19 protein-coding genes are annotated in these 21,670 nt (G+C 71.8%); 13 read left to right on the top strand and 6 right to left on the bottom strand.

Annotated features, from left to right (window positions below; all coding sequences use genetic code 11):
* Positions 1-260 precede the first annotated feature (260 nt).
* Entirely contained in the window at positions 261-662 is a 402-nt protein-coding gene (locus tag N4G70_RS23710) for a hypothetical protein (RefSeq protein ID WP_261714719.1), read from the top strand.
* A gap of 22 nt (positions 663-684) precedes the next feature.
* Here N4G70_RS23710 and N4G70_RS23705 read toward each other — a convergent pair whose 3' ends face one another.
* The 3 genes from N4G70_RS23705 to N4G70_RS23695 form a co-directional block, all read right to left on the bottom strand.
* A complete protein-coding gene (locus N4G70_RS23705; RefSeq protein ID WP_261714854.1) occupies positions 685-2,769 on the bottom strand; it encodes a lipopolysaccharide biosynthesis protein in 2,085 nt (694 codons plus the stop codon).
* Between the two features lie 157 nt (positions 2,770-2,926).
* A complete protein-coding gene (locus tag N4G70_RS23700) occupies positions 2,927-4,072 on the bottom strand; it encodes a DegT/DnrJ/EryC1/StrS family aminotransferase (protein WP_261714853.1) in 1,146 nt (381 codons plus the stop codon).
* A 144-nt stretch (positions 4,073-4,216) separates the two neighbouring features.
* The gene (locus N4G70_RS23695; protein WP_261714718.1) at positions 4,217-5,119 is read right to left on the bottom strand and encodes an RNA polymerase sigma factor SigF; all 903 of its coding nucleotides are present in this window, start codon (positions 5,117-5,119) and stop codon (positions 4,217-4,219) included.
* Positions 5,120-5,366: 247 nt separating this feature from the next.
* Here N4G70_RS23695 and N4G70_RS23690 point away from each other — a divergent pair, with 247 nt between their 5' ends.
* The 6 genes from N4G70_RS23690 (at position 5,367) to N4G70_RS23665 (ending at position 10,877) form a co-directional block, all read left to right on the top strand.
* A complete protein-coding gene (locus tag N4G70_RS23690) occupies positions 5,367-5,735 on the top strand; it encodes an STAS domain-containing protein (protein WP_261714852.1) in 369 nt (122 codons plus the stop codon).
* 83 nt (positions 5,736-5,818) lie between these two features.
* Positions 5,819-6,328, top strand: a complete 510-nt coding sequence (locus tag N4G70_RS23685) for an ATP-binding protein (protein WP_261714717.1) — start codon at positions 5,819-5,821, stop codon at positions 6,326-6,328.
* Between the two features lie 220 nt (positions 6,329-6,548).
* Positions 6,549-7,247 carry a peptidase gene (locus N4G70_RS23680; RefSeq protein ID WP_261714716.1) on the top strand — a complete coding sequence of 233 codons (699 nt, stop codon included), beginning with the start codon at positions 6,549-6,551 and terminating at the stop codon, positions 7,245-7,247.
* A gap of 128 nt (positions 7,248-7,375) precedes the next feature.
* On the top strand, positions 7,376-8,314 hold the full coding sequence (locus N4G70_RS23675; protein ID WP_261714715.1) for a hypothetical protein: 939 nt from the start codon (positions 7,376-7,378) through the stop codon (positions 8,312-8,314).
* A 65-nt stretch (positions 8,315-8,379) separates the two neighbouring features.
* The gene (locus N4G70_RS23670) at positions 8,380-9,447 is read left to right on the top strand and encodes a hypothetical protein (RefSeq protein WP_261714851.1); all 1,068 of its coding nucleotides are present in this window, start codon (positions 8,380-8,382) and stop codon (positions 9,445-9,447) included.
* A gap of 14 nt (positions 9,448-9,461) precedes the next feature.
* Entirely contained in the window at positions 9,462-10,877 is a 1,416-nt protein-coding gene (locus tag N4G70_RS23665) for a hypothetical protein (protein ID WP_261714850.1), read from the top strand.
* Between the two features lie 62 nt (positions 10,878-10,939).
* Here the strand turns inward: N4G70_RS23665 and N4G70_RS23660 are convergent, their stop codons facing one another.
* Complete coding sequence (locus N4G70_RS23660; RefSeq protein ID WP_261714714.1) at positions 10,940-12,439, bottom strand: peptide MFS transporter; 1,500 nt, start codon at positions 12,437-12,439, stop codon at positions 10,940-10,942.
* A gap of 468 nt (positions 12,440-12,907) precedes the next feature.
* Here N4G70_RS23660 and N4G70_RS23655 point away from each other — a divergent pair, with 468 nt between their 5' ends.
* Positions 12,908-13,585, top strand: a complete 678-nt coding sequence (locus N4G70_RS23655) for a response regulator transcription factor (protein WP_261714713.1) — start codon at positions 12,908-12,910, stop codon at positions 13,583-13,585.
* A gap of 13 nt (positions 13,586-13,598) precedes the next feature.
* Positions 13,599-14,870: an ATP-binding protein gene (locus tag N4G70_RS23650; RefSeq protein ID WP_261714712.1), complete on the top strand. Its 1,272-nt coding sequence runs from the start codon at positions 13,599-13,601 to the stop codon at positions 14,868-14,870.
* A 42-nt stretch (positions 14,871-14,912) separates the two neighbouring features.
* Here the strand turns inward: N4G70_RS23650 and N4G70_RS23645 are convergent, their stop codons facing one another.
* Positions 14,913-15,416: a GtrA family protein gene (locus tag N4G70_RS23645; protein WP_261714711.1), complete on the bottom strand. Its 504-nt coding sequence runs from the start codon at positions 15,414-15,416 to the stop codon at positions 14,913-14,915.
* A gap of 155 nt (positions 15,417-15,571) precedes the next feature.
* Between N4G70_RS23645 and N4G70_RS23640 the strand changes: the two genes are divergently transcribed.
* The 4 genes from N4G70_RS23640 (at position 15,572) to N4G70_RS23625 (ending at position 20,180) form a co-directional block, all read left to right on the top strand.
* Positions 15,572-16,711 carry a 5-(carboxyamino)imidazole ribonucleotide synthase gene (locus N4G70_RS23640; RefSeq protein WP_261714710.1) on the top strand — a complete coding sequence of 380 codons (1,140 nt, stop codon included), beginning with the start codon at positions 15,572-15,574 and terminating at the stop codon, positions 16,709-16,711.
* Entirely contained in the window at positions 16,708-17,247 is a 540-nt protein-coding gene (gene purE / locus N4G70_RS23635; protein WP_261714709.1) for a 5-(carboxyamino)imidazole ribonucleotide mutase, read from the top strand. Before N4G70_RS23640 ends, purE begins: the two co-directional genes overlap by 4 nt.
* Before the next feature lie 5 nt (positions 17,248-17,252).
* Positions 17,253-18,437, top strand: coding sequence for a dipeptidase (locus N4G70_RS23630; RefSeq protein WP_261714708.1), 1,185 nt, complete (start codon positions 17,253-17,255; stop codon positions 18,435-18,437).
* A gap of 522 nt (positions 18,438-18,959) precedes the next feature.
* Positions 18,960-20,180: a dipeptidase gene (locus N4G70_RS23625; protein ID WP_261714707.1), complete on the top strand. Its 1,221-nt coding sequence runs from the start codon at positions 18,960-18,962 to the stop codon at positions 20,178-20,180.
* On the opposite strand, the gene N4G70_RS23620 is transcribed toward N4G70_RS23625, so the two are convergent.
* Complete coding sequence (locus tag N4G70_RS23620; RefSeq protein ID WP_261714706.1) at positions 20,177-21,502, bottom strand: UDP-glucose/GDP-mannose dehydrogenase family protein; 1,326 nt, start codon at positions 21,500-21,502, stop codon at positions 20,177-20,179. The two genes, N4G70_RS23625 and N4G70_RS23620, sit on opposite strands and share 4 nt — an antisense overlap.
* Between the last annotated feature and the right edge of the window lie 168 nt (positions 21,503-21,670).

Here is a 21,670-nt window from a genome sequence, read left to right as displayed (position 1 = left end):
CAGGATCGAGCGGGGTTAGGGGCGCGGGGAACTGCGCGAGAAGCGGGCACGGTTCGCGGACGGAGGCAGGTTTTTGGGGGCGCGGGGAACTGCGCGAGACGCGGGCACGGTCCGCAGCCGAGAGGGGGTTTTCAGGGGGCGCGGGGAACTGCGCGAAAAGCGAGCACGGCCCGCAGGGTCGAGAGGGTTGAGGGGCGCGGGGGAACTGCGCGACCGGCCACGTACGGCGTAGACGCGACACCCACGACCGGGAGGTCACCATGAGCCCCACCCAGAACTGGACCAGAGCCGCCGTGGCGATCTCAGGCTGGGCCGCCCTCGCCGGCACCGCGCTACCCGCCCCGAGCCCAGCCCGCTGGATCCCCGTACTCCTCTTCACCACCCTCGGCCCCGGCTCCGCCCTGCTCTACCCGCAGCCCCCCACCCTGCGCCCCGGCGCCCGCCTGGAGGCCCTCGCCCTGGCGGCCCCCCTGAGCCTGTCGCTGGACGCCCTCGTGTCCACCTGCCTCTTTCTCGTGCACGGCTTCTCGACGACCGCCTTCCTCGTCTCGCTGGCTGCCTTCTCCACCGTCGCCTGCGCCTTCCCCGGGCTGCCCCTGCCGGCCGCGACCCGAGGCGCCGCCGAGCGGACGAAGCGGCCCAGAACCGATCCCCGTGGCTGAACCGGCGCATAGGGCCGGCCCGTCACCCCCGCCCCCGACCCCGCCGCCCCCGGCAACCCACCGCACCCCCCGTCACCCCGCACAAGCCCACGAACACCGGCACCCCCACCCCCGCGAACGCGTGCTGCGCGGCCCAGGCGCTGACCGCCAGGGTCCAGACCGCGACCGCGGTGACGCGCCAGTGCGCCCCCAGCGCGCGCAGCGCCACCGTCACCAGAGCCAGGCAGAGCACCTGCAGTACCGGCGGCAGCCAGCGCTCCACGGCCTCGGGCGTGGCCAGGCCCGCGGTCTCGGCGAGGAAGCGGGTCAGCGGGGCGTGCCACGGGCCCGACAGCGGGTCGGGGGGTACGCCCAGAATGACCGGCGCGGTGTGCAGCGCGGCCACCGTCACGCACAGGCCCGCCGCGAGAAGCCCCGGACACGGCCGGTACAGCGACACCGCCCCGCTGCACACCACGATGAGCAGGACCCCGGCCGTCAGGCTCACCGGCGGCAGGGCGCGCAGCAGACCGGTGCCGTCGAGGTCGCCGCCGTGCGGGTCCGCGGCGCGCGACAGGGGCACCCAGAACAGGCCGGCCGCGAGCCCGAGCAGCAGCCACAGGACGGTCGTCAGGAACGACTCGTCGCTCTCGCGGGCCGCCGGGCCGGGCGGCAGCCGCAGGGAAAGAGTGGTGGCCGAGCCCTGGTCCGGGAGGGCGGCGGCGCCGGGAACGTACACGGGGATGCCGAGCGCGGGCGTCGCGGTGTCCATGCCGCCGCGCAGATACGCGGTCTGGGTCGCCCAGCGCGTGCCGTACTCCCGGGCCTCCTCGCTCCGCGCCTCCTGCGCCCTGAGGGCCCAACTGGTCCCGTAATCCGCCGACTTAGGCGTGCGGGACGCGCGGACGGTGGCGCGCCCCGCGAGCGCGCCGCGCAGGCCGGGTACGCAGCACAGCGCCATCACCGTCATCGCGCAGAGCTGGGCCCAGCCCGCGCCGGAGATGCCGTACGCGCCGAGCAGCACCGCCGCGCCGCCCAGGACCAGGGCGCACATCGCGCCCTGGAGGATGGCCAGCATGCCGGTGCGGCCCTGGACGCGCAGCACCCCGATGTACAGCTCCACGGCGACCCGGGGGATCGCGGCCGCGGCCAGCAACCGCAGGACCAGCGTGCCGTGTTCGGCGTAGTCCCCGCCGAAGGGGGCGAGGATCTGGCGGGCGAACACGAGCAGGAACAGCACCACCGGGATCAGCAGCAGTGCCATCCTGCGCAGCGCCCCGCGCACCCCGTCGGCGAGCTTGTCCGGGCTGTGGGAGGAGTGCGCGGTGAGCGAGGAGGCCATGTTGACGGCCATGAACTCCATGGTCCCGCCGACCGTGTACGCGATGAAGAAGAAGCCGTTCTGCTCGGCCGGGAAGCGCACCGCCACCATGACCGGGAGCAGGTTGATCATGGCGAGCGAGAACAGCGCGCCGACCGAGTCCCCGGCCAGGAAGCGGCCGATCTCGCGCATCCCGGGCACCGGCCGGTCGCGGTCGGCGGCGGCCTGGGCCGGGATGAGCCTGCGGAAGACCAGCCATCCGAGCGGCACGACGGACAGCGCCGTCGCCGCCGCCCAGGAGATGAAGACGCCCAGCGTGAGCACCGAGAACACCGCGAGCAGGAGCAGTTTGCCGAGCGAGAAGACGGCGTTGCCGACCGGAACCCAGATCGCCTTGCGCAGACCGGTCAGGACACCGTCCTGGAGCGTCAGGATCGCCCAGGCCACCGACGACACCGTGAAGACCGCCCCGGCGGCGGGTCCGGACAGCGGAGCGTACGAGGGCCCCCACAGCGGCAGCGTGAAGAGGAAGCCGACGCAGGCCACCGTCACCACCACGGTGCTGGCCACATAGGCGCGGCGCACCAGCATCCCGGTCGAGCGGCCGGCCCGGGGTATGTAGCGGACCACCGCGCCGATCATGGTGGTGGCGGTGATCGAGGCGAGCAGCTTCATCGCGGCGATGGCCGCCGAGCCCTGCCCGACCGCCTCCTCGCTGTAGTAGCGGGCCGCGACCAGCCAGAAGCCGAGGCCGAGGGCGGCCGAGACGGCGGTGGACAGCATGAGGGCGTAGGCGTTGCGGAACATCGAGTCACCGCCCCCGGCGTCACCGCCACCCCTGCCCTCGCCGCCGCGCCCGCCACGGCTCCCGTCGACGGCGCCGTGGCCCGGGGCCGGGGGGCCGTCCGCGGCGGCCCGGTCGGAGGGCGCCGCGGCGAGCCCCTCGATCCCGGATCTGGCCGTGTCAGACACCGGCGGGGCCGCCCCTCGCGGGCCGGACGCCCGCCGCGCGCAGCACCGCGATGGTGCGCGCCGCCTTCAGCGGGTCGACGGGCAGCGCGTGTCGGGCGAACCAGCGGGCGCCCTCGGGGGCGGGCGAGGGTTCGGTGAAGTCCTCGCCCGCGTAGTCGTCGAGCGGGGGGTCGTACAGATGGCCCACCGTGATCCGCTCCCGGGCGAGCGCCGCGCGGGCAGCGTCGCGGTCCTCGACGAGCAGCGGCACCCGGAACAGCGGCTGGACGGGTCCGGGGCCGGGCCGCGCCCACTCGGTGGCGAGCAGCCGCCCGGCGCCCCGGCGGTGGGCGTCGAGGACGGCGTCGAGGCGGCTCACCTTCCGTGCGATCCGGGCGAGCCGGCCCCGCCCGGGGGTCGCCCGGTAGTCGTGCAGATCGACCCGGGCCCAGGAGTGGAAGGCCGCCAGGTTCGGCGCGACGCCGACGGCGCGGTGCAGTTCAGCGGGGCGCAGCGGCATACGGATGTCGTCGCGCTCCCGCTGTCCGAGCAGGCGGAGCACCGCCCACGCGGTGGGCGCCAGACGCAGCCCGCGTACGGCGGCCTCCGCGTACGGCCGTGCCCAGTAGGCGAGTTCGGCGCGGGAGCTGCGGGGCGCGAGGAGCGTGTCGCGGGTCTTGGTGAGGGCGTCGCGCAGGCCCGGGTCGTCGATCGCGAGGAAGCCGCCGGCCCGGGCGGCGGTGTGCTTGGAGAGGCTGAAGACGGCGGCCCGGCCGAAGGTGCCGACCTTGCGCCCGCCCGTCTCGCTGCCGATGGCATGGGCCGCGTCCTCGATGAGCGGGATCCCCAACAGGGCGCAGCGGGCGGCCAGTTCGGGCGCCGGATCGGGGTTGCCGTACAGATTGGTGGTGAGCACGGCGGACAGCTCGGGCCAGAGGGCTTCCGGTACGGCGGCCGGGTCGAGGGAGCCGTCGCGCGGGTCGAGCGGCGCCTGCACCGGTCGGAGGCCGGCCGCGAGCACCACGAAGAAGATGACGTCGTCGTTGACCGGGGACATGAGCACCCGGCCGCCCGGCGGGCACCAGTGTCTGAGCGCGATGTAGAGGCCGAGCCGGCCGGACGGTACATAGAGGCACTCGCGCCCCAGCCGTTCACGCATCGGCGCTTCGAGATGTTCGTACGCCATGAAGTCCCCCCAGACCCCGCGCATCCCCAGCGCTCAATGTGACCTAGGCCGCATCACCGCGTCAACCACGCGAAAGGGTCCGTACCCCGACGGTACGGACCCTTCGGACGCGTGTGCTCACTCGTCGAGCGTCAGCCCCTTGCGGAGCTTGCACAGGGTGCGCGAGAGCAGCCGGGAGACGTGCATCTGGGAGATGCCGAGCTCCTCGCCGATCTCGGACTGCGTCATGTTGGCGACGAAGCGCAGCGACAGGATCTTCTTGTCGCGCGCGGGCAGTTCGGCGATCAGCGGCTTCAGCGACTCGATGTACTCGACGCCTTCGAGGTCGTGGTCCTCGTAGCCGATGCGGTTGTTGAGCGAGCCTTCGGAGTCGTCCTCCTCGGGCTGCGCGTCCAGCGAGCTCGCGGTGTACGCGTTGCTCGCCGCCATGCCTTCGACGACTTCTTCCTTGGTGATGCCGAGGCGTTCGGCGAGCTCGCCCACCGTGGCCGAGCGGTCCAGCTGCTGGGCGAGTTCGTCGCCCGCCTTGGCGAGGTCCAGGCGGAGCTCCTGGAGTCTGCGCGGGACCCGCACCGACCAGGAGGTGTCGCGGAAGAAGCGCTTGATCTCGCCGACGATGGTCGGCATCGCGAAGGTGGGGAATTCCACACCGCGGTCGAACTCGAACCGGTCGATCGCCTTGATCAGGCCGATGGTGCCGACCTGGATGATGTCCTCCATCGGCTCGCTGCGGGTGCGGAAGCGCGACGCGGCGAACTTGACCAGGGCGAGGTTCAGTTCGACGAGGGTGTTGCGTACGTAGGCGTGTTCGTGGGTGCCCTCTTCGAGGGTGTCGAGACGGGCGAACAGCGTCTTCGACAGCGCCCGTGCGTCGACGGGACCGACCTCGGTGAAGGGCGGGATCTCGGGAAGGCCCTCAAGTCCCTCTGTTTCGTGCGATCGTGCGTGTGGGGGGCGGATGTCCTGCGGGTCCTGCTTGATCGACGTATCCGCGTACGATTCGTCGAGCCGGGGTGACATGGGGTCTCCTCCATCGTTCTCGGCATATGGCTGCCGATGCCCATACATGTTGTCCGCGGTGTGCGGCGCCTCCGTGGCCGGTCGTGTTGAAATAGCTGTCACTACTACCCCTACCCGCTTTAAGTAGGCTCCCGCAAGGCTTTTTTGTTGGTATATGTCCGCTTTGGTGTGATGTTCGGCTTCCGGATGACGTAGGGAAGGCGTAGTGTTCTTGGGAAGTTACGACGAATCGGCGAAGAGGGACGGCATGGACCGCGGCACGGTCGGCAGCACGAATCGGGGCCGGCTCCGGGTCGGAGTCCGGACCGTTGGCCTCAGTGAGGTTCTGACACCCGCGGGTGAGTTGGATCACCACACCGCGGATCTGCTCAGGGAACCCCTGGAGGAGGCCATCGCCCAGGGGCGCACCCGGCTGGTCGTGGACTGCTCGGAGCTGGAATTCTGTGATTCCACCGGACTCAACGTGCTGCTCGGCGCCCGCCTCAAGGCGGAAGAGGTCGGCGGCGCGGTCCACCTGGTGGCGATGCAGCCCGTAGTGGCGCGCGTCTTTGAGATCACCGGGGCCGAGGCGGTCTTCACCGTGCATGACTCGCTCGACACGGCTCTCTGTGACTGACCCCGATCTGTGTGACTGACCCCGATTCGTCCGGGCAGGAGAGCAGACTGAAGACGTTGGCGAATCGGTGAGGTGAAGCGCTGATGAGCACCACCCGGGAACAGGCTCCGGGCGACCGTGGGCCCGAGTCCCACGGCGCAGGGCCTGGCGCCGTGCCGTCGGATTCCGACGGCACGAACTCTGTCGTGTCCGCCCGCGTTCTCGCGCTGTCCGGGGAGACCGGCATCGTTCCGATGGCCCGCGACTTCACCAGGCAGGCCCTCTATGACTGGGGCTGGCTGCCGGCGGCCACCGCGGAAGGCCGCGCCGCCTGCGAGGACGTGCTGCTCGTCGTCTCCGAGCTGGTCACCAATGCCTGTCTGCACGCCGAGGGCCCCGAGGGTCTGCGGGTCTCGCGCACGGCGAAGGTTCTCCGTCTCGAGGTGAGCGACCTGGGCGCGGGCCAGCCCGCACCCCGCACTCCGCACCGCGCCGGGCGCCCCGGAGGGCACGGCATGTTCATCGTGCAGCGGCTGTGCCTCGACTGGGGCGTGGTGCGCACGCCGGGGGCGACCGGCAAGACGGTCTGGGCGGAGCTCGCGGCACCGGCGTAGCCGTAGTCGCACCCGCCCGCCCCCCAGGCGGCACCCGCGTCACTCCTGTTCATGGTGACCGGCGGTTCGGACCGCCGGCCCACAGGCGTGTCCGGACCTCGATCCGACCCTGTTCTTTGTCTTCCCTCGTCACGGTCCCCGGCGTACCTTGAGCGCCCGATCTGATGTGCCGTCAGTAACGTGGCGGCCTCCGGCTCCACCGGCATAAGGGGAACTCGAGGTGTCGTACCAGAAGAGGACAGCTCTCGCGCTGGCGACGGCGGTGGCGGGCTCGGTGGTGCTGATCACCGCGCCGGCGGCCCAGGCGTCCGTCGTGGACGTCAACTACAACTGCCAGACGCCGATCGGCGCGAAGAGTGCCGTGTCGCCCATCGACATCAAGGCGGTCAAGAGCGGCAGTTCGTACCAGGTGACCATGACCTTCCAGAAGGGCGTCTCCTCCAGCCCGGTCGCGCTCGGCGCGGGCGCGATGAGCCCCAGTGCCGTGATCAACCTCGGCGGCGCCGACAAGGGCGTCCTCGCGGTCAAGGGCCCGGCCAACACCGCGGAGATACCCGCCAACACCCCCATCAAAATCAGCGACTTGTCGGGTACCTATGTGCCCAAGGGCGACGGCAAGGTCACCTTCACCGCGGGCGTCCTCACCATCAAGGCGCTCGGCACCACCACGACCTGCACCGCGGGCAACAACCCCGGCCCCTCCCTGGAGTTGAACGTCACCGGGGCGGGCGGCTCGGGCGGAGCCACCGGCTCAGGCGGTACGGGCGGTTCGGGCGGTACGGGCGGCGGCGGGCCGGCCGCGCTGCCCAAGACGGGCCCCCTCGACTCGGTCGTGGCGCTGGGCACCCTCGGCGGCACCGTCGTCCTGGTCGGCGCGGCCGGAGTGCTCTGGCTGACCAGGCGCCACCAGCGGACCTGACCTCCCCGTACCGCCCGCGGGGAAGACATGCGCCCGCGATCGAGGACGTACGCCCGCAATGCGCGCACCTGTGCCCGCACGGAACACGTACGCCCGCAGCAAAGCCCCCTCGCACCGAGGAGCCGCCGATGCGTCCGATCCGCCTGGCCCTGCCGGCCACGGCCCTGCTGCTGTGCGCGCTCTCGGCGCCCGCCGCGCAGGCCGCGCCGCCGGCGAGCGGGGAGTGGACCGCCGCGCCCGCATCCGGCGGCGGGACCCGCCCCAGCGCCGACGGCAGGCCCTCTTTCTATCTGGAGGGCGCGCCCGGCACGACCCTGGAGGACACGGTCTCGCTGAGCAACCCCACCGAGGCACCCCTCACCGTGAAGCTCCGGGGCGCCGCCGCCTACAACGCGGCCAACGGGGACTTCGCCGTGCGCGAGAAGCCCGACCCCTGGATCGCGCTGGCCGCGCCCGAGGTGCGGATCCCGCCGCACACCCGCGCCGATGTGCCGTTCGCGGTCACCGTGCCTTCCGGGGCCCAGCCCGGCGACCACCCCGCGGCCCTCGTCGCCTCGGCGAGCGGCCGCGAGGTCGGCGTCCGCCTCCAACTGCGCGTGTCGGGGCCGACGTTGAGCGCGCTGACCGTCGAGTCCGTACGCGTCGACAAGGGCCGCGAACTCATCCGGTACGCCCTGGTCAACCGGGGCAACACCGCGCTGACGCCGCGCCTCGCGGTGCGCGCCGACGGCGTGTTCGGCCGTGTGCTCGCTCGTCCCGCCCGGCAACTGCCCGTCGAGCTCCTGCCGGGTCAGCGCGTCGAGCTGACCGAACCGTGGCGGGATCCGCCCGCCCTCGACCGGGTCGCCGTCCGCCTCGATGTCGACGCGGGCGGGGGCGCCCGCTCCACCGCGAGGGCGAGCGCGACCTTCGTGCCGTGGGGCGCGGTGGCCGGGGCGGGGGCCGTGCTCCTGGGCGGCATGAGCACCGTCCCGCTGCTGGTCCGGCGCCGCCGTCGGAGGCCGGAAGAGCCGGCCCAAGTACCCGTAGTGGAACGCGAGTTGGCGCAGACAGGAGCCTCTCAGTGAAGTCATGTCCGAGGGGCGCGTCCCTCGCCCTGCCGCTGATCGCCCTCCTCGCCCTGCTCGTGCCGATGGCGTCCGGGCTCGCGCACGCCGACGCCGGCAAAGCCAGGCCCTCCGTCAAGCTCTCCACGACCGAGGCGGCCAAGGGCGCCGACGTCACCGTCACCGGCCAGGGCTGGCGGCCCGGCGCGCTGCTCATGCTGCTCGTGTGCGGCCAGTCCGACCCCGACCACGGCGTCATCGGCGGCACCAACTCCTGCGCCAACGCGGACGGTCAGGCCGTCACCACCGACGCCAAGGGCTCCTTCAGCAAGGTCCTGCCGGCCGCGCCGCCGCCCAAGCCCTGCCCCTGCGTCGTCCATGTGGCCACCGTCCAGGGCGAACAGGCTCTGGTGGACAGCGAGTTGAGGATCACCGGGCATCCGGTGGCACCGCTGCCCACCGAGGCGGGCGAGGGCAGGCTCGCCGTGCTCGCCGAGCCGCACCTGGACGGCAGCGGCTCCCTGCTGACCTGGTTCGGCGCGCCGCCCGCCCGCACCCTGGTCTTCACCGTCGGCAACCTCGGTGCGGCCCCCGTCAAGGACCCCGTCTTCGAACTCGGCACCGCCCACGGCGTGTTCGCCCCGCAGTGGGAGGAACGCCAGTGGAAGGGCACCATCGGCCCCGGCCAGAAGGCCGAGATCAAGCTCGACTTCGAGCTGTCCCCGGGCGCCCACGGCGACTACCAGGTCTCGCTGCGGTACGCGAAGAAGCTGCTGGCCACCGAGCCGTGGGGGGTGGACCGCCCCTGGGGCGTCACCCTCTTCTGGATCCTGCTCTGCCTGGTGGTGCCCGCCGCCGTCTTCCGCATCGGCATGGCCGTCGTCGACCGGCTGCGCCCGCGTGACCCGCGCGGCCCGCGGCGCCCGGGCCCGGCCCGGCACCGCGGCGTACGCCTTCCGGAGGTGACCCTGCGCCTGCCCCGGCGGGTCCGCGCCCCGGACGAGCGCACCGCGCGGATCCCCGCACCCGGCCCCGGCCAGGGCGACGCCCCACCCAGGACCACGGCCGCGCTGCCGTGGTTCGCCCCCGACTCCGCACCGTCCGAGAACCACCCCAACCGTCCACACCGTTCCACGACGAAGGGAAATCCGTGACCACGCAACGGAGGATGAGCGCGGCCGGTCTCGCGCTGATGCTCGGCGGCGCGGGGATCATGCTGGCCGCAGGTCCCGCACAAGCAGCCGAAGTCTCGTACGCCACCGAGTGCATACCGCCGCCCATCTCCGGTCTGCCGCCGGTCGAGGGCACGACGAAGGTGCAGATCACCGCGCCCGCCACGGCCAAGGTGGGCGACGAGGTGGACATCGTCTGGAAGTTCACCCAGGCCGCCTCGAACAACCCGAACGTCCTCGACCTCAACAAGGACGTCGTCCAGCCGACCGGCACCCTCAAGGCGGCGGGCGCGCAGAGCGCCGCCATCGCCGTGAAGGGCCCCCGGCAGAACCCGCCGATCCCCAAGAACAGCCCGATGGTCCTCTCGGACATGACGGCCAAACTGAAGCTGACCAAGGCGGGCGACGTCACCCTGACGCCGGACGCGTACAACATCAACGTCAACCAGATCATGTCGACGGACACCAAGTGCACGCCCAAGGCGACGGTTTCGCCCGGCGCCACGATCAAGGTGACGGACGGCGGAGGCACGACGGGCGGCTCCACGACCTCCGGCGGCACCACGACGTCGGGCGGGTCCACGACCTCGGGCGGGTCCACGTCCGGCGGCACGAGCACATCGGGCGGCACGACCACGTCCGGTGGGTCCACGACCACATCCGGTGGGTCCACGACCTCCGGCGGCACCACCGGCGGCGGCACTACGAGCGGCGGCACCACCAGCGGTGGGAGCACCGGCGGCAGTGGTGGCCAGAGCGACTTCCCCGGCAAGGAGGTCGCCGTGAACTTCGCCTGCACGCCGCCAGGACCGGCGAGCATCCAGTCCAAGGTGACCATCAACGCCAAGAAGAGCGGCGGGAGTTACGCCCTCACCGTCAAGACGGCCAAGGGCGTCATGAACAGCCCCGCCGACCTTCCGGCGGGCGCGCTCAAGCCGTCCATGCAGGTCGCCGTCGGCGGCGCCGACAAGGGCACGGTGGCCGTCACGGGCCCCGCCAACCCCGACCCGGTCAAGTCGGGCGCCCCGGTGAGCCTCACCGACATGACCGGCACCTACAAGCCGGGCGCCTCCGGCAAGTCGACACTGAGCCCGGGCGACCTGTCGATCGACGTCACCCTGGGCGGCTCGCCCATCCACATCCCCTGCAAGGTGTCCGGCTCGGCGCCGGTCTCCCTGGAACTGGACACGGCGGCCCAGCCCGGCGGCGCGTCGGGCGGCAGCGGCTCCTCCGGCTCGGCCACCGGCACGTCCGGCGCGGCGGGCACCTCGCCCTCCGGCGGCCTGGCCCAGACCGGCGCGAGCGACACGGGCGCCCTGCGCGCCCTCGGCCTGGTCGCGGGCACGGTGCTCCTGCTGGGCGGCGCGATCTTCACCTTCACCCCATGGAGGCGCCTGCGCGGCACGCGCTAGAAACGGCCGAGGGCCGCCGCACCCTTCGGTGCGGCGGCCCTCGTACGTGTCGAGGCGGTGCGTCAGTGCACGCCGCCCATGAGGGGCTGGACCTTCCTGCGGTACATGAAGATCGCGACACCGGCGAGGACGGCGAGGCCGCCCTGGCTGGCGAACCAGTACGAGGAGTCGGTCGGCGCGCCGATGAGCTGGAGCAGGGCGATGACCGAGTCGCCGGCCGTGACGGCCAGGAACCAGACGCCCATCATCTGCGAGGCGTACTTCTCCGGCGCCAGCTTGGTGGTCAGGGAGAGGCCGACCGGGGAGAGCGTCAGCTCGCCGACGGTCTGGATCAGGTAGACCATGCACAGCCACAGCGGGGTGACCTTGACGCCGCCGGAGGAGGCGGCCTGGGCCAGCATCATCACGAAGAACGACAGGCCGATGAGCGTGAGGCCGAAGGCGAACTTCGACAGCGTGCTCGGCTCCTGGCGGCGCTTGTTCAGGTACACCCAGAGCCAGGCGAAGAGCGGGGCCAGGGCCATCACGTACAGCGGGTTCAGGGACTGGAACCAGCTCGACGGGAAGTTCAGACCGAACAGGCTGTTCGAGGTGTTGTCCTGCGCGAACACGCTGAGCGTCGAGCCGGTCTGGTCGTAGATGCCCCAGAAGGCGGCCGCGGCGACGAAGAACCACACGTACGCCGACATGCGGGACTGCGAGACCTGGTCGAGGTCCTTGTCGCGCTTGATGCGCAGCAGGTACCAGGCCGGGATGACGAGGCCGGCGATGGTCAGCGGCCAGATGGCCCAGTCGACCGTGAAGTGACCCGAGACCGCGAGGGCGGCGTAGGCGACGGCAGCGATGCCCAGCCACATCAGGATCTTCTTGATGATCGCGGCGCGCTCGGTCTCGGACATCGGGGTCGGGACGACGTCGCTGTCCGCCGACATGTGGCGGGTACCGAAGAAGAAGAACAGCAGACCCAGCGCCATGCCCACACCGGCGAGCGCGAAGCCGAAGTGCCAGTTGACCTTCTGGCCGACCGTGCCGATCGTCAGCGGCGCGAAGAAGGCACCGAGGTTGATGCCCATGTAGAAGACCGTGAAGCCACCGTCGCGACGCGGGTCGTTCTTGTCCGGGTACAGGTGGCCGACCATCGTGGAGATGTTGGCCTTGAGGAGACCGGAGCCGAGCGCGATGGCCGCGAGGCCGATGAAGAACGAGATCTCCACCGGTACGGCCAGGAGGAAGTGGCCGATCATGATGATCGTGCCGCCGATGGCCACCGTCCTGCGGGCACCCCAGGCACGGTCGGCGAGCCAGCCGCCCGGCAGGGCGAGCAGGTACACCATCGCGTTGTACACGGAGTAGATCGCGGTGGCCGTGGCCATGTTGAACCCGAGTCCGCCCTGGGACGCCGGGGCGACCAGGTAGAGCACGAGCAGGGCCCGCATGCCGTAGAAGCTGTAGCGCTCCCACATCTCCGTCATGAAGAGGTTGGCCAGGCCGCGGGGGTGGCCGAGGAAGGTCTTCTCGGTGCCAGTGGTACTGGCGGAGTCCTTCGTCAGGCTGGACGCCATGGTCGATCCTTGCTTGCTCGGGACGCGCGCTTCGTGAGCGTTGGGTCGCGCCCGGTGGGGGAAGGCCGGCACCGGCATGGCGACTGTCCCCCCAACGCCTTTGGGGTCCGGCTCCGTGGGGGAGGCGGGAAGGACAGACCACACCGGGATCCACACCCCGTGCGCTCGTTCGCGCTGGGGCCCGGCCCGTAGGTCATTCACTGATCTCAAGACTGGCAAAGCCGGCCCTGTGCAGAAAAGAGACCCTTGGCGCGCCAAGCAGGCCAAAGGTCCCCGAGTAGTGCTATAGGCGTTGGGACACCATACGTCACCAGACTGTGGCATATGGAAGGACTTGAGAGATGGATCACAGGCATACCTGGAACCAATCACCCCCATTCGAAGGTGTTGATCAAGATCCCCTCATAGAGCCGCAGGGTGGGTGGATCACCTGACGCATTGTCGCCGCCGCGGACTACCATCACCTCCATGACCCGTGTACTGCTCGCCGAGGACGACGCGTCCATCTCGGAGCCACTGGCCCGCGCCCTGCGCAGGGAGGGTTACGAGGTCGAGGTCCGCGAGGACGGCCCGACCGCCCTCGACGCCGGACTGCAGGGGGGCGCCGACCTGGTCGTGCTCGACCTGGGGCTTCCCGGCATGGACGGCCTCGAAGTCGCCCGGAGGCTGCGCGCCGAGGGACACACCGTCCCCATCCTCGTGCTCACCGCCCGCGCCGACGAGGTGGACACCGTGGTCGGCCTCGACGCCGGCGCGGACGACTACGTCACCAAGCCCTTCCGCCTCGCCGAACTGCTCGCACGGGTCCGGGCGCTGCTGCGGCGCGGCGCCACCGAGCCGGTGCCCCAGCCCGCCACCCACGGCGTACGGATCGACGTCGAGTCGCACCGCGCCTGGATGGGCGACGAGGAACTCCAGCTCACCGCCAAGGAGTTCGACCTGCTGCGGGTCCTGGTGCGGGACGCGGGCCGGGTCGTGACCCGCGACCAGCTCATGCGCGAGGTCTGGGACACCACCTGGTGGTCCTCGACCAAGACGCTCGACATGCACATCTCGTGGCTGCGCAAGAAGCTCGGCGACGACGCGGCCAACCCCCGCTACATCGCCACCGTCCGCGGAGTCGGCTTCCGCTTCGAGAAGAGCTAGAGCACCGGGGCACATGCGCCGTCGACTGATCAACTCCACACTCGCCGTCGTTCTCGTGGTGATCGCGGTCTTCGGCGTCTCCCTCGTCATCGTCGAGACCCGGACCATCAGCAGCAGCGCCCAGGAGAGCGTCGACTCCGAGGCGCTGCGGCTCGTCTCCGTCGTCGACAGCCGCACCCTGGCCAACGAGACGATCAACGCGCAGGTCCTGAACGAACAGATCGACCCCAAGCGCTACGCCCGCATCGCCATCCCGGGCCGCCCGGTGATGGAGCTGGGCGAACGGCCCGAGGGCACCGTCATCAAGGGCACCGCCACCGGCGAGCGCGGCGAGTCCGTGCTGGTCGAGGAGGACCGCTCCACGGTCACCAGGGAGGTCGGGCGCACCCTGCTGATCATCGGCGCGGTCGCCCTGCTCGCCATCGTCTCCGCGGTGCTCCTCGCGGTGCGCCAGGCCAACAAGCTGGCCTCCCCGCTCACCGACCTCGCCGAGACCGCCGAACGGCTCGGCTCCGGCGACCCCCGCCCGCGGCACAAGCGGTACGGGGTGCCCGAGCTGGACCGGGTCGCCGATGTGCTGGACTCCTCCGCCGACCGGATCGGCCGGATGCTCACCGCCGAGCGGCGCCTGGCGGCCGACGCCTCGCACCAGTTGCGCACCCCGCTGACCGCGCTCTCCATGCGCCTGGAGGAGATCGCCCTCACCGATGACCTGGACACGGTCAAGGAGGAGGCCACGATCGCGCTCACCCAGGTCGAGCGGCTCACCGACGTGGTGGAGCGCCTTCTCACCAACAGTCGTGATCCGCGCACCGGTTCGGCCGTGGTGTTCTCGCTCGACGAGGTCGTCAAGCAGCAACTGGAGGAGTGGCGCCCGGCGTATCGCAGCGCGGGCCGCGCCATCGTGCGCTCCGGCAAGACCGGTCTGAAGGCGGTCGGCACCCCGGGCGCGGTCGCCCAGGTGCTGGCCGCGCTGATCGAGAACTCGCTGATGCACGGCGGCGGCACGGTCGCGGTACGCACCCGGGTCACCGGCAACCAGGCCGTGGTCGAGGTCACCGACGAGGGCCCCGGGGTGCCGCCCGACCTGGGCGCGCGGATCTTCGAGCGCTCCATCAGCGGCCGCAACTCCACGGGCATCGGCCTCGCCGTCGCCCGGGATCTCGCGGAGGCCGACGGGGGCCGGCTCGAAATGCTCCAGCAGCAGCCGGCCGTGTTCGCGCTCTTCCTCAGCCGTGAGGCGGGTGCTCGCCGCGAGCCGGAGCGTACGGCCACGATCCGCTGAGCCGGGCCCCGGAGCGGGGCCGCTCAGTGGGTGCGGTCGGGGTCAGCGCTTGGCGGGGAGGACGGGCCGGGGGTCGTCGAGAAACGATTCGGCCGTCTGCACCGCCTCCCGGGCGGGCAGCGCGCGGAACACCCAGGTGCGGTAGGACCAGAAGCGGAACAGGGTGCCGAGCCCGATGCCGAGGAACTTGAAGAAGTTGTTCTGCCACGGGCTGTTCCAGCCGAAGCCGTACGTCGCGACGTACAGGATGCCGTTCTCGATCACCGCGCCGACCACGCTGAACAGCAGGAACAGGGTCAGCTCACGGGCCCGGCCGCTCTTCTCGCGGTCGCGGTAGGTGAAGTAGCGGAACCCCACGTAGTTGAAGGCGATCGCGATCCCGGTGGCGAGCAGACTGGCCCGCACCACCTGGAGCTCGGTGGCGTGCCGCAGCAGGTTGAAGGCGCCCATGTTCACGAGCACCCCGAGGCCGCCCACGGCGCCGAACTTCGCGACCTCCTGTACCAGCAGTCGCAGTCGCGACGGCGACGCGCCCTGTGCACTCATGGTGATCGCCAGCCCCGTCCGATTCGGTGTGCTTTTCGTGCCAGTCAACCCGCCCATGCTAACCACCCCCCGCGGGCCGTGCCCCTGGGCACCGGGAATCCACCGTCGGGACCGGGCCCTGGAGGGCTCGCCCGGACGGCGGATATCCTGGTGGCGTGACGTTCCCGGTAGTCGGCATGGTCGGCGGCGGTCAGCTCGCCCGCATGACCCACGAGGCGGGCATCCCCCTCGGCATCAGATTCAAGCTCCTCAGTGACACCCCGCAGGACTCGGCGGCCCAGGTGGTGAGCGAGGTCGTCGTCGGCGACTATCGCGACCTGGACACGCTGCGTGACTTCGCGCGCGGCTGTGACGTGATCACCTTCGACCACGAGCACGTGCCCACCGAACACCTGCGGGCCCTGGAAGCGGACGGCATCGTCGTGCGCCCGGGGCCCGACGCGTTGGTGCACGCCCACGACAAGGGGGTGATGCGCGCCAGGCTGAGCGCGATCGGAGCCCCCTGCCCCCGCCACCGCATCGTGGCCGACCCGGCCGACGTGTCGCGGTTCGCCGCCGAGGGCGACGGCTATCCCGTCATCCTCAAGACGGTCGTCGGCGGTTACGACGGCAAGGGCGTGTGGTTCGTACGCTCCGAGGCGGACGCGGCCGACGCCTTCAAGGCGGGCGTCGACGTCCTCGCCGAGGAGAAGGTGGACTTCGTACGGGAGCTGGCGGCCAACGTCGTGCGCTCGCCGCACGGTCAGGCGGTGGCGTACCCCGTCGTGGAGTCGATCCAGGTGGACGGCGTGTGCGACACGGTGATCGCCCCCGCCCCCGACCTCGACGACGAGCTGGCGGGCGAGGCCCAGCAGCTCGCGCTGCGCATCGCCTCCGAGCTCGGTGTCGTCGGCCACCTCGCGGTCGAGCTCTTCGAGACCCGCGACGGCCGCATCCTCGTCAACGAGCTGGCCATGCGTCCGCACAACTCCGGCCACTGGACCCAGGACGGCGCGATCACCTCGCAGTTCGCCAACCACGTCCGCGCCGTCCTCGACCTTCCCCTGGGCGACCCGCGCCCGCGGTCGAAGTGGACCGTGATGTGCAACGTGCTCGGCGGCGACTACCCGGACATGTACTACGCGTACCTGCACTGCATGGCCCGCGACCCCCAGCTCAAGATCCACATGTATGGCAAGGACGTGAAGCCCGGACGCAAGGTGGGCCACGTCAACACCTATGGCGACGATCTCGCGGAGGTCCGCGAGCGGGCCCGCCACGCAGCCGACTACCTCAGGGGAACGATCACCGAATGAGCAGCGCAGCCGCACCCGGCCCCGTCGTCGGCATCGTCATGGGCTCGGACTCCGACTGGCCGGTCATGGAGGCCGCCGCCAAGGCACTCGACGAGTTCGAGATCCGCTACGAGGTCGACGTCGTCTCCGCGCACCGGATGCCGCGCGAGATGATCGCGTACGGCGAGGAGGCCGCGGGCCGGGGCCTCAAGGCGATCATCGCGGGCGCGGGCGGCGCCGCCCACCTGCCCGGCATGCTCGCCTCGGTGACCCCGCTCCCGGTCATCGGCGTACCCGTACCGCTGAAGTACCTGGACGGCATGGACTCGCTCCTGTCCATCGTGCAGATGCCCGCGGGCGTGCCGGTGGCCACCGTCTCGGTCGGCGGGGCGCGCAACGCGGGCCTGCTCGCGGCCCGCATCCTGGCCACCCACGACCCCGAACTCCTCGCGCGCATGCGGGAGTTCCAGCAGGAGCTGAACGACCAGGCCACCGAGAAGGGCAAGCGGCTGCGGACGAAGGTCGAGGGTTCGGGCGCCTTCGGATTCGGAAAGTGACTCCCATGAGCCACCTCGACGAAGCCCGCGACCTGCTCGCCCGCCACCCCGTGGCCGACGGCCACAACGACCTCCCCTGGGCGCTGCGCGAGCAGACCCGCTACGACCTGGACCGCTGCGACCTGGCCACCGACCTCACCGGCCGCACCCACACCGACCTCAAGCGGCTGCGGGCCGGCGGGGTCGGGGCGCAGTTCTGGTCGGTGTACGTACGCAGCGACCTGGCGGGCGACGAGGCGGTCAGCGCCACCCTGGAGCAGATCGACTGCGTCGACCAGATGCTGGCGCGCTACCCCTGCGAACTGGTGCCCGCGCTCACCGCCGACGACATGGAGGCGGCGCGCGCCGAGGGCCGCATCGCCTCGCTCAAGGGCGCCGAGGGCGGCCACTCGATCAACAACTCCCTCGCCACGCTGCGCGCGCTGTACGCGCTCGGCGTGCGGTACCTGACCCTGACCCACAACGACAACCTGGCGTGGGCGGACTCGGCGACCGATGTGCCGAACGTGGGCGGGCTCTCGCCGTTCGGCCACGAGGTCGTCCGCGAGATGAACCGCATCGGCATGCTGGTCGACCTCTCGCACGTCGCGGCGACGACGATGCGGGACGCGCTGTCCACGTCCGTGGCGCCGGTGATCTTCTCGCACTCCTCCGCGCGGGCGATCTGCGACCACCCGCGCAACATCCCCGACGACGTGCTGGCCCAGCTCCCCGGCAACGGAGGCGTGGCCATGGCCACCTTCGTCCCGAAGTTCATCCTGCCGGCGGCGGTGGCCTGGACGCAGGCGGCCGACGACAACCTGCGCGCGCACGGCCTGCACCACCTGGACACCTCGCCGGAGGCGATGAAGCTCCACGAGGCGTTCGAGGCGGCGAATCCGCGGCCGATCGCCACGGCGGCGACGGTGGCGGACCATCTGGACCACATGCGCGAGGTGGCCGGGGTCGACCACATCGGCATCGGCGGCGACTTCGACGGTACGGCGTTCACGCCGGCGGGCCTGGACGACGTCTCGGGCTACCCGAACCTGGTGGCCGAGCTGCTCTCCCGGGGCTGGTCCTCGGCGGACCTGGCGAAGCTGACGTGGTCGAACGCGGTGCGGGTGCTGCGGGATGCGGAGTCCGTCTCGCGCGAGCTCCGTCCGCTTCGCGGCCCCTCGAACGCGACCCTCCCCACCCTGGACGCCTAACCCCTCCCACACCGGGCCACCCCCAACCCCGGGGGAGGCCCGGCCCCCCCTTTTTTTGCGCAGTTCCCCGCGCCCCTTAACTGCTCGGTGCGGGGCAGCGCAGGACACCTCAGCCCGTCCGGCGTTTGAGGACGAGCGCCCTTTAGGCGCGATCGGGGTCTGGGGCGGAGCCCCGGGTTCTTTTGGCTGCGGACCGTGGGCGCTTCTCGCGCAGTTCCCCGCGCCCCTTAGCGGTACTGGTGCTGGCCCGCATCGGGCATTTCAGCCTGTCCGGCGTTTGAGGACGAGCGCCGTTCAGGCGCGAACGGGGTCTGGGGCGGAGCCCCAGGAGGGCCGGAACCAACCAACCCCCTGCACGGGCGGGTGGGTGGGCAAAGGGCCCGGGGTTTGGGGCGGAGCCCCAGGGGGCCGGGGCTGGGCGGAGCCCAGGGGGTCCCCCGAACGCGCCGTCTGCCGAGAAGTCCCCGCCCCGCCGTGACACCGTGACGATACTGCCGTCACCGCCGATCCCGGGAGCCCGTCATGGCAGATCTGCAGGACGACCCCCAGAGCACCTCGGCGGTCGGCGAGCTCGAAGCGCCGACCTCCGCAGTACCCGCCGCACCCCCCGCCGCACCACCCGACCCCGTATCCGACCCGGACGCCGGCGACGACTGCCTCGACCGCGCCCGCAGCCTGCTCGCCGCGCACCCCGTGGCAGACGGGCACAACACGCTCGCGAAGGCCCTCGCCCAGGCCCCCTGGCACGATCTGGAGATCGGCGAGAGCTCCCTCGACACGGACATCCCCCGGCTGCGGGCCGGCGGCGTGGGAGCGCAGTTCTGGGCGCTGAACGCCGAGCCGGGCTGCCCCGACCCGGCCGGCGCCACCCTGGAGCGCCTCGACCGGATCCGCTCCCTCATCGCCTCCTGCCCGGCCTGGCTGCGCCTGGCGCTCAGCGCCGGGGACCTCGCGGACGCCCGCAACTGCGGTCGCATCGCCTCGTTCCTGGGCCCCGTGGCCGCGCACGCGCTCGGCAACTCGCTGGGCACCCTGAGGGCGTACCACCTCCTGGGGGTACGGGCCCTCGCGCTGACCCCGGGCACCCCCTGGACCGAGCCGGGCCTGAGCCGCTTCGGCCTGGAAGTGGTGCGCGAGTCGAACCGGCTGGGGATACTGCTGGACCTCTCCGGCGCCACCGCCGCCACCTGGCGCCGCACCCTCGACTCGTCCAAGGCCCCGGCGCTGCTCTCCCGCTCGGCGGCGGCCTCCCTCACCCAGCACCCCCTGAACGCCTCCGACGACCTGCTCGCCGCCATCGGCGAACAGGGTGGGGTCTGCCTGGTGAGCTTCGCCCCGGACCAGATCGAGGGGACCGGCGCGGCCGTCTCCGTACGCGAGGTGGCCGACCACATCGAGCGGGTGCGCGAGGTGGCCGGAGCCGCGCACGTGGGGCTGTCGGGAACGTACGGACTGTCCACCGGCGCCCCCCGCACCTCCGGCCTGGAAGACGCCTCCTGCTATCCCACCCTGATCGCCGAGCTCCTCGGCCGGGGCTGGACCGAAGCCGAAGTCGCCGCGCTGACCTGGGAGAACCTCACCAGGGTGGTCCGGGATGTGGAGTTCGCGGCCCGCGCGACCGCGCCGCGAAGGGCCGCGTCGAACGCCACCATCGAGGACCTCGACGGGCCCGTGGAGGGCCGGCCCGAGCCCCGGCCCCGCACAGGAGACCCCGACCGCACAGGAGACCCCGACCGCGCCTAGGCGCGCGGGCGGCCCATCGCGCGGTAGGTCCAGCCCGCCTCGCGCCAGGTGACCGGGTCCAGCGCGTTGCGTCCGTCCAGGATGATCCGGGTGGCCGCGGCCTCGGCCAGCTCGGCGGGGTCGAGCTCGCGGAACTCGCGCCACTCGGTCAGGTGCAGGACGACATCGGCGCCGCGCACCGCCTCGACGGCGCTCGGCGCGTACCCCAGCGTCGGGAAGAGGCGGCGGGCGTTGTCCATGCCCTTGGGGTCGTACACCGTGACCTGGCCGCCCTGGAGGTGGATCTGCCCCGCGACGTTCAGGGCGGGGGAGTCCCGTACGTCGTCGGAGTCGGGCTTGAAGGTGGCGCCGAGCACGGCGACCCGCTTGCCGAGGAAGGTCTCGCCGCCCACCGCCTCGCGGGCGAGCTCCACCATGTGGCCGCGGCGGCGCATGTTGACGGAGTCGACCTCGCGCAGGAAGGTCAGCGCCTGGTCGGCGCCGAGCTCGCCGGCCCGCGCCATGAACGCCCGGATGTCCTTGGGCAGGCAGCCGCCGCCGAAGCCGATGCCGGCCCGCAGGAACTTCTTCCCGATCCGGTCGTCGTGCCCGATGGCCTCGGCGAGCTTGACCACATCGCCGTCGGCGGCCTCGCACACCTCGGCCATGGCGTTGATGAAGGAGATCTTGGTGGCGAGGAAGGAGTTGGCCGCGGTCTTGACCAGCTCCGCGGTCGGGAAGTCGGTCACCACGAACGGCGAGCCCTCGCCGACGGGCCCGGCGTACACCTCGCGCAGGAGCTTCTCGGCGCGCTCGCTCTCCACGCCGACCACGATCCGGTCCGGGTGCAGGGTGTCGTCGACGGCGAAGCCCTCGCGCAGGAACTCCGGGTTCCACGCCAGCTCCACGTTCTCGGGCAGCGCGGCCGCGAGCCGGGCCGCCGAGCCGACCGGCACCGTGGACTTGCCCACCACCAGCGCGCCCTCGCGCAGATGCGGGCCGAGCGAGCCGAAGGCGGACTCGACGTAGCTCATGTCACAGGCGTACTCACCGTGCTTCTGCGGGGTGTTCACGCACACGAAGTGGACGTCGCCGAACGCGCCGGCCTCCTCGAACGACGTGGTGAAGCGCAGCCGGCCGCTCGATCCCTCGATGCCCGCGACGTGCTTGCGCAGCAGCTCCGCCAGGCCCGGCTCGTACATGGGGACGCGCCCCTGGCCCAGCATCTCGATCTTCTCGGGGACCACGTCCAGGCCCAGCACCTCGAATCCCAGCTCCGCCATGGCCGCGGCATGGGTGGCTCCGAGGTATCCGGTGCCGATCACGGTGAGCTTGAGGGCCATGCGGTGCTCCTGGAAGTGCGGGCTCGGGAGGCGGGCTCGGGGCGGGCTCGGGCGTACGGGCGACAAACGCGCGGCCCGAGCATAGTCGGGCCCGGGCAGGCCCCCATTTCCGGCTGTCGCCAAGCTCACGTATGCCGGAGGGGTCCATGCCCCCTAAAATTAGGTTAC

It is taken from the genome of Streptomyces sp. ASQP_92 (assembly GCF_025399895.1).
Lineage (GTDB): Bacteria > Actinomycetota > Actinomycetes > Streptomycetales > Streptomycetaceae > Streptomyces.
Note: the sequence above shows the minus strand (reverse complement) of the source record. Positions and strands in the feature narration are given on the sequence as shown.

Coding starts and splice junctions, on each gene's coding strand:
- N4G70_RS23660 (WP_261714714.1), bottom strand. CDS start 12,439: ATGGCGTCCAGCCTGACGAAGGACTCCGCCAGTACCACTGGCACCGAG.
- N4G70_RS23665 (WP_261714850.1), top strand. CDS start 9,462: ATGAGCGCGGCCGGTCTCGCGCTGATGCTCGGCGGCGCGGGGATCATG.
- N4G70_RS23695 (WP_261714718.1), bottom strand. CDS start 5,119: ATGTCACCCCGGCTCGACGAATCGTACGCGGATACGTCGATCAAGCAG.
- purE (WP_261714709.1), top strand. CDS start 16,708: ATGAGCAGCGCAGCCGCACCCGGCCCCGTCGTCGGCATCGTCATGGGC.
- N4G70_RS23650 (WP_261714712.1), top strand. CDS start 13,599: ATGCGCCGTCGACTGATCAACTCCACACTCGCCGTCGTTCTCGTGGTG.
- N4G70_RS23645 (WP_261714711.1), bottom strand. CDS start 15,416: ATGAGTGCACAGGGCGCGTCGCCGTCGCGACTGCGACTGCTGGTACAG.
- N4G70_RS23670 (WP_261714851.1), top strand. CDS start 8,380: ATGGCGTCCGGGCTCGCGCACGCCGACGCCGGCAAAGCCAGGCCCTCC.
- N4G70_RS23690 (WP_261714852.1), top strand. CDS start 5,367: ATGGACCGCGGCACGGTCGGCAGCACGAATCGGGGCCGGCTCCGGGTC.
- N4G70_RS23675 (WP_261714715.1), top strand. CDS start 7,376: ATGCGTCCGATCCGCCTGGCCCTGCCGGCCACGGCCCTGCTGCTGTGC.
- N4G70_RS23655 (WP_261714713.1), top strand. CDS start 12,908: ATGACCCGTGTACTGCTCGCCGAGGACGACGCGTCCATCTCGGAGCCA.
- N4G70_RS23685 (WP_261714717.1), top strand. CDS start 5,819: ATGAGCACCACCCGGGAACAGGCTCCGGGCGACCGTGGGCCCGAGTCC.
- N4G70_RS23710 (WP_261714719.1), top strand. CDS start 261: ATGAGCCCCACCCAGAACTGGACCAGAGCCGCCGTGGCGATCTCAGGC.
- N4G70_RS23625 (WP_261714707.1), top strand. CDS start 18,960: ATGGCAGATCTGCAGGACGACCCCCAGAGCACCTCGGCGGTCGGCGAG.
- N4G70_RS23630 (WP_261714708.1), top strand. CDS start 17,253: ATGAGCCACCTCGACGAAGCCCGCGACCTGCTCGCCCGCCACCCCGTG.
- N4G70_RS23705 (WP_261714854.1), bottom strand. CDS start 2,769: ATGTTCCGCAACGCCTACGCCCTCATGCTGTCCACCGCCGTCTCGGCC.
- N4G70_RS23620 (WP_261714706.1), bottom strand. CDS start 21,502: ATGGCCCTCAAGCTCACCGTGATCGGCACCGGATACCTCGGAGCCACC.
- N4G70_RS23700 (WP_261714853.1), bottom strand. CDS start 4,072: ATGCGTGAACGGCTGGGGCGCGAGTGCCTCTATGTACCGTCCGGCCGG.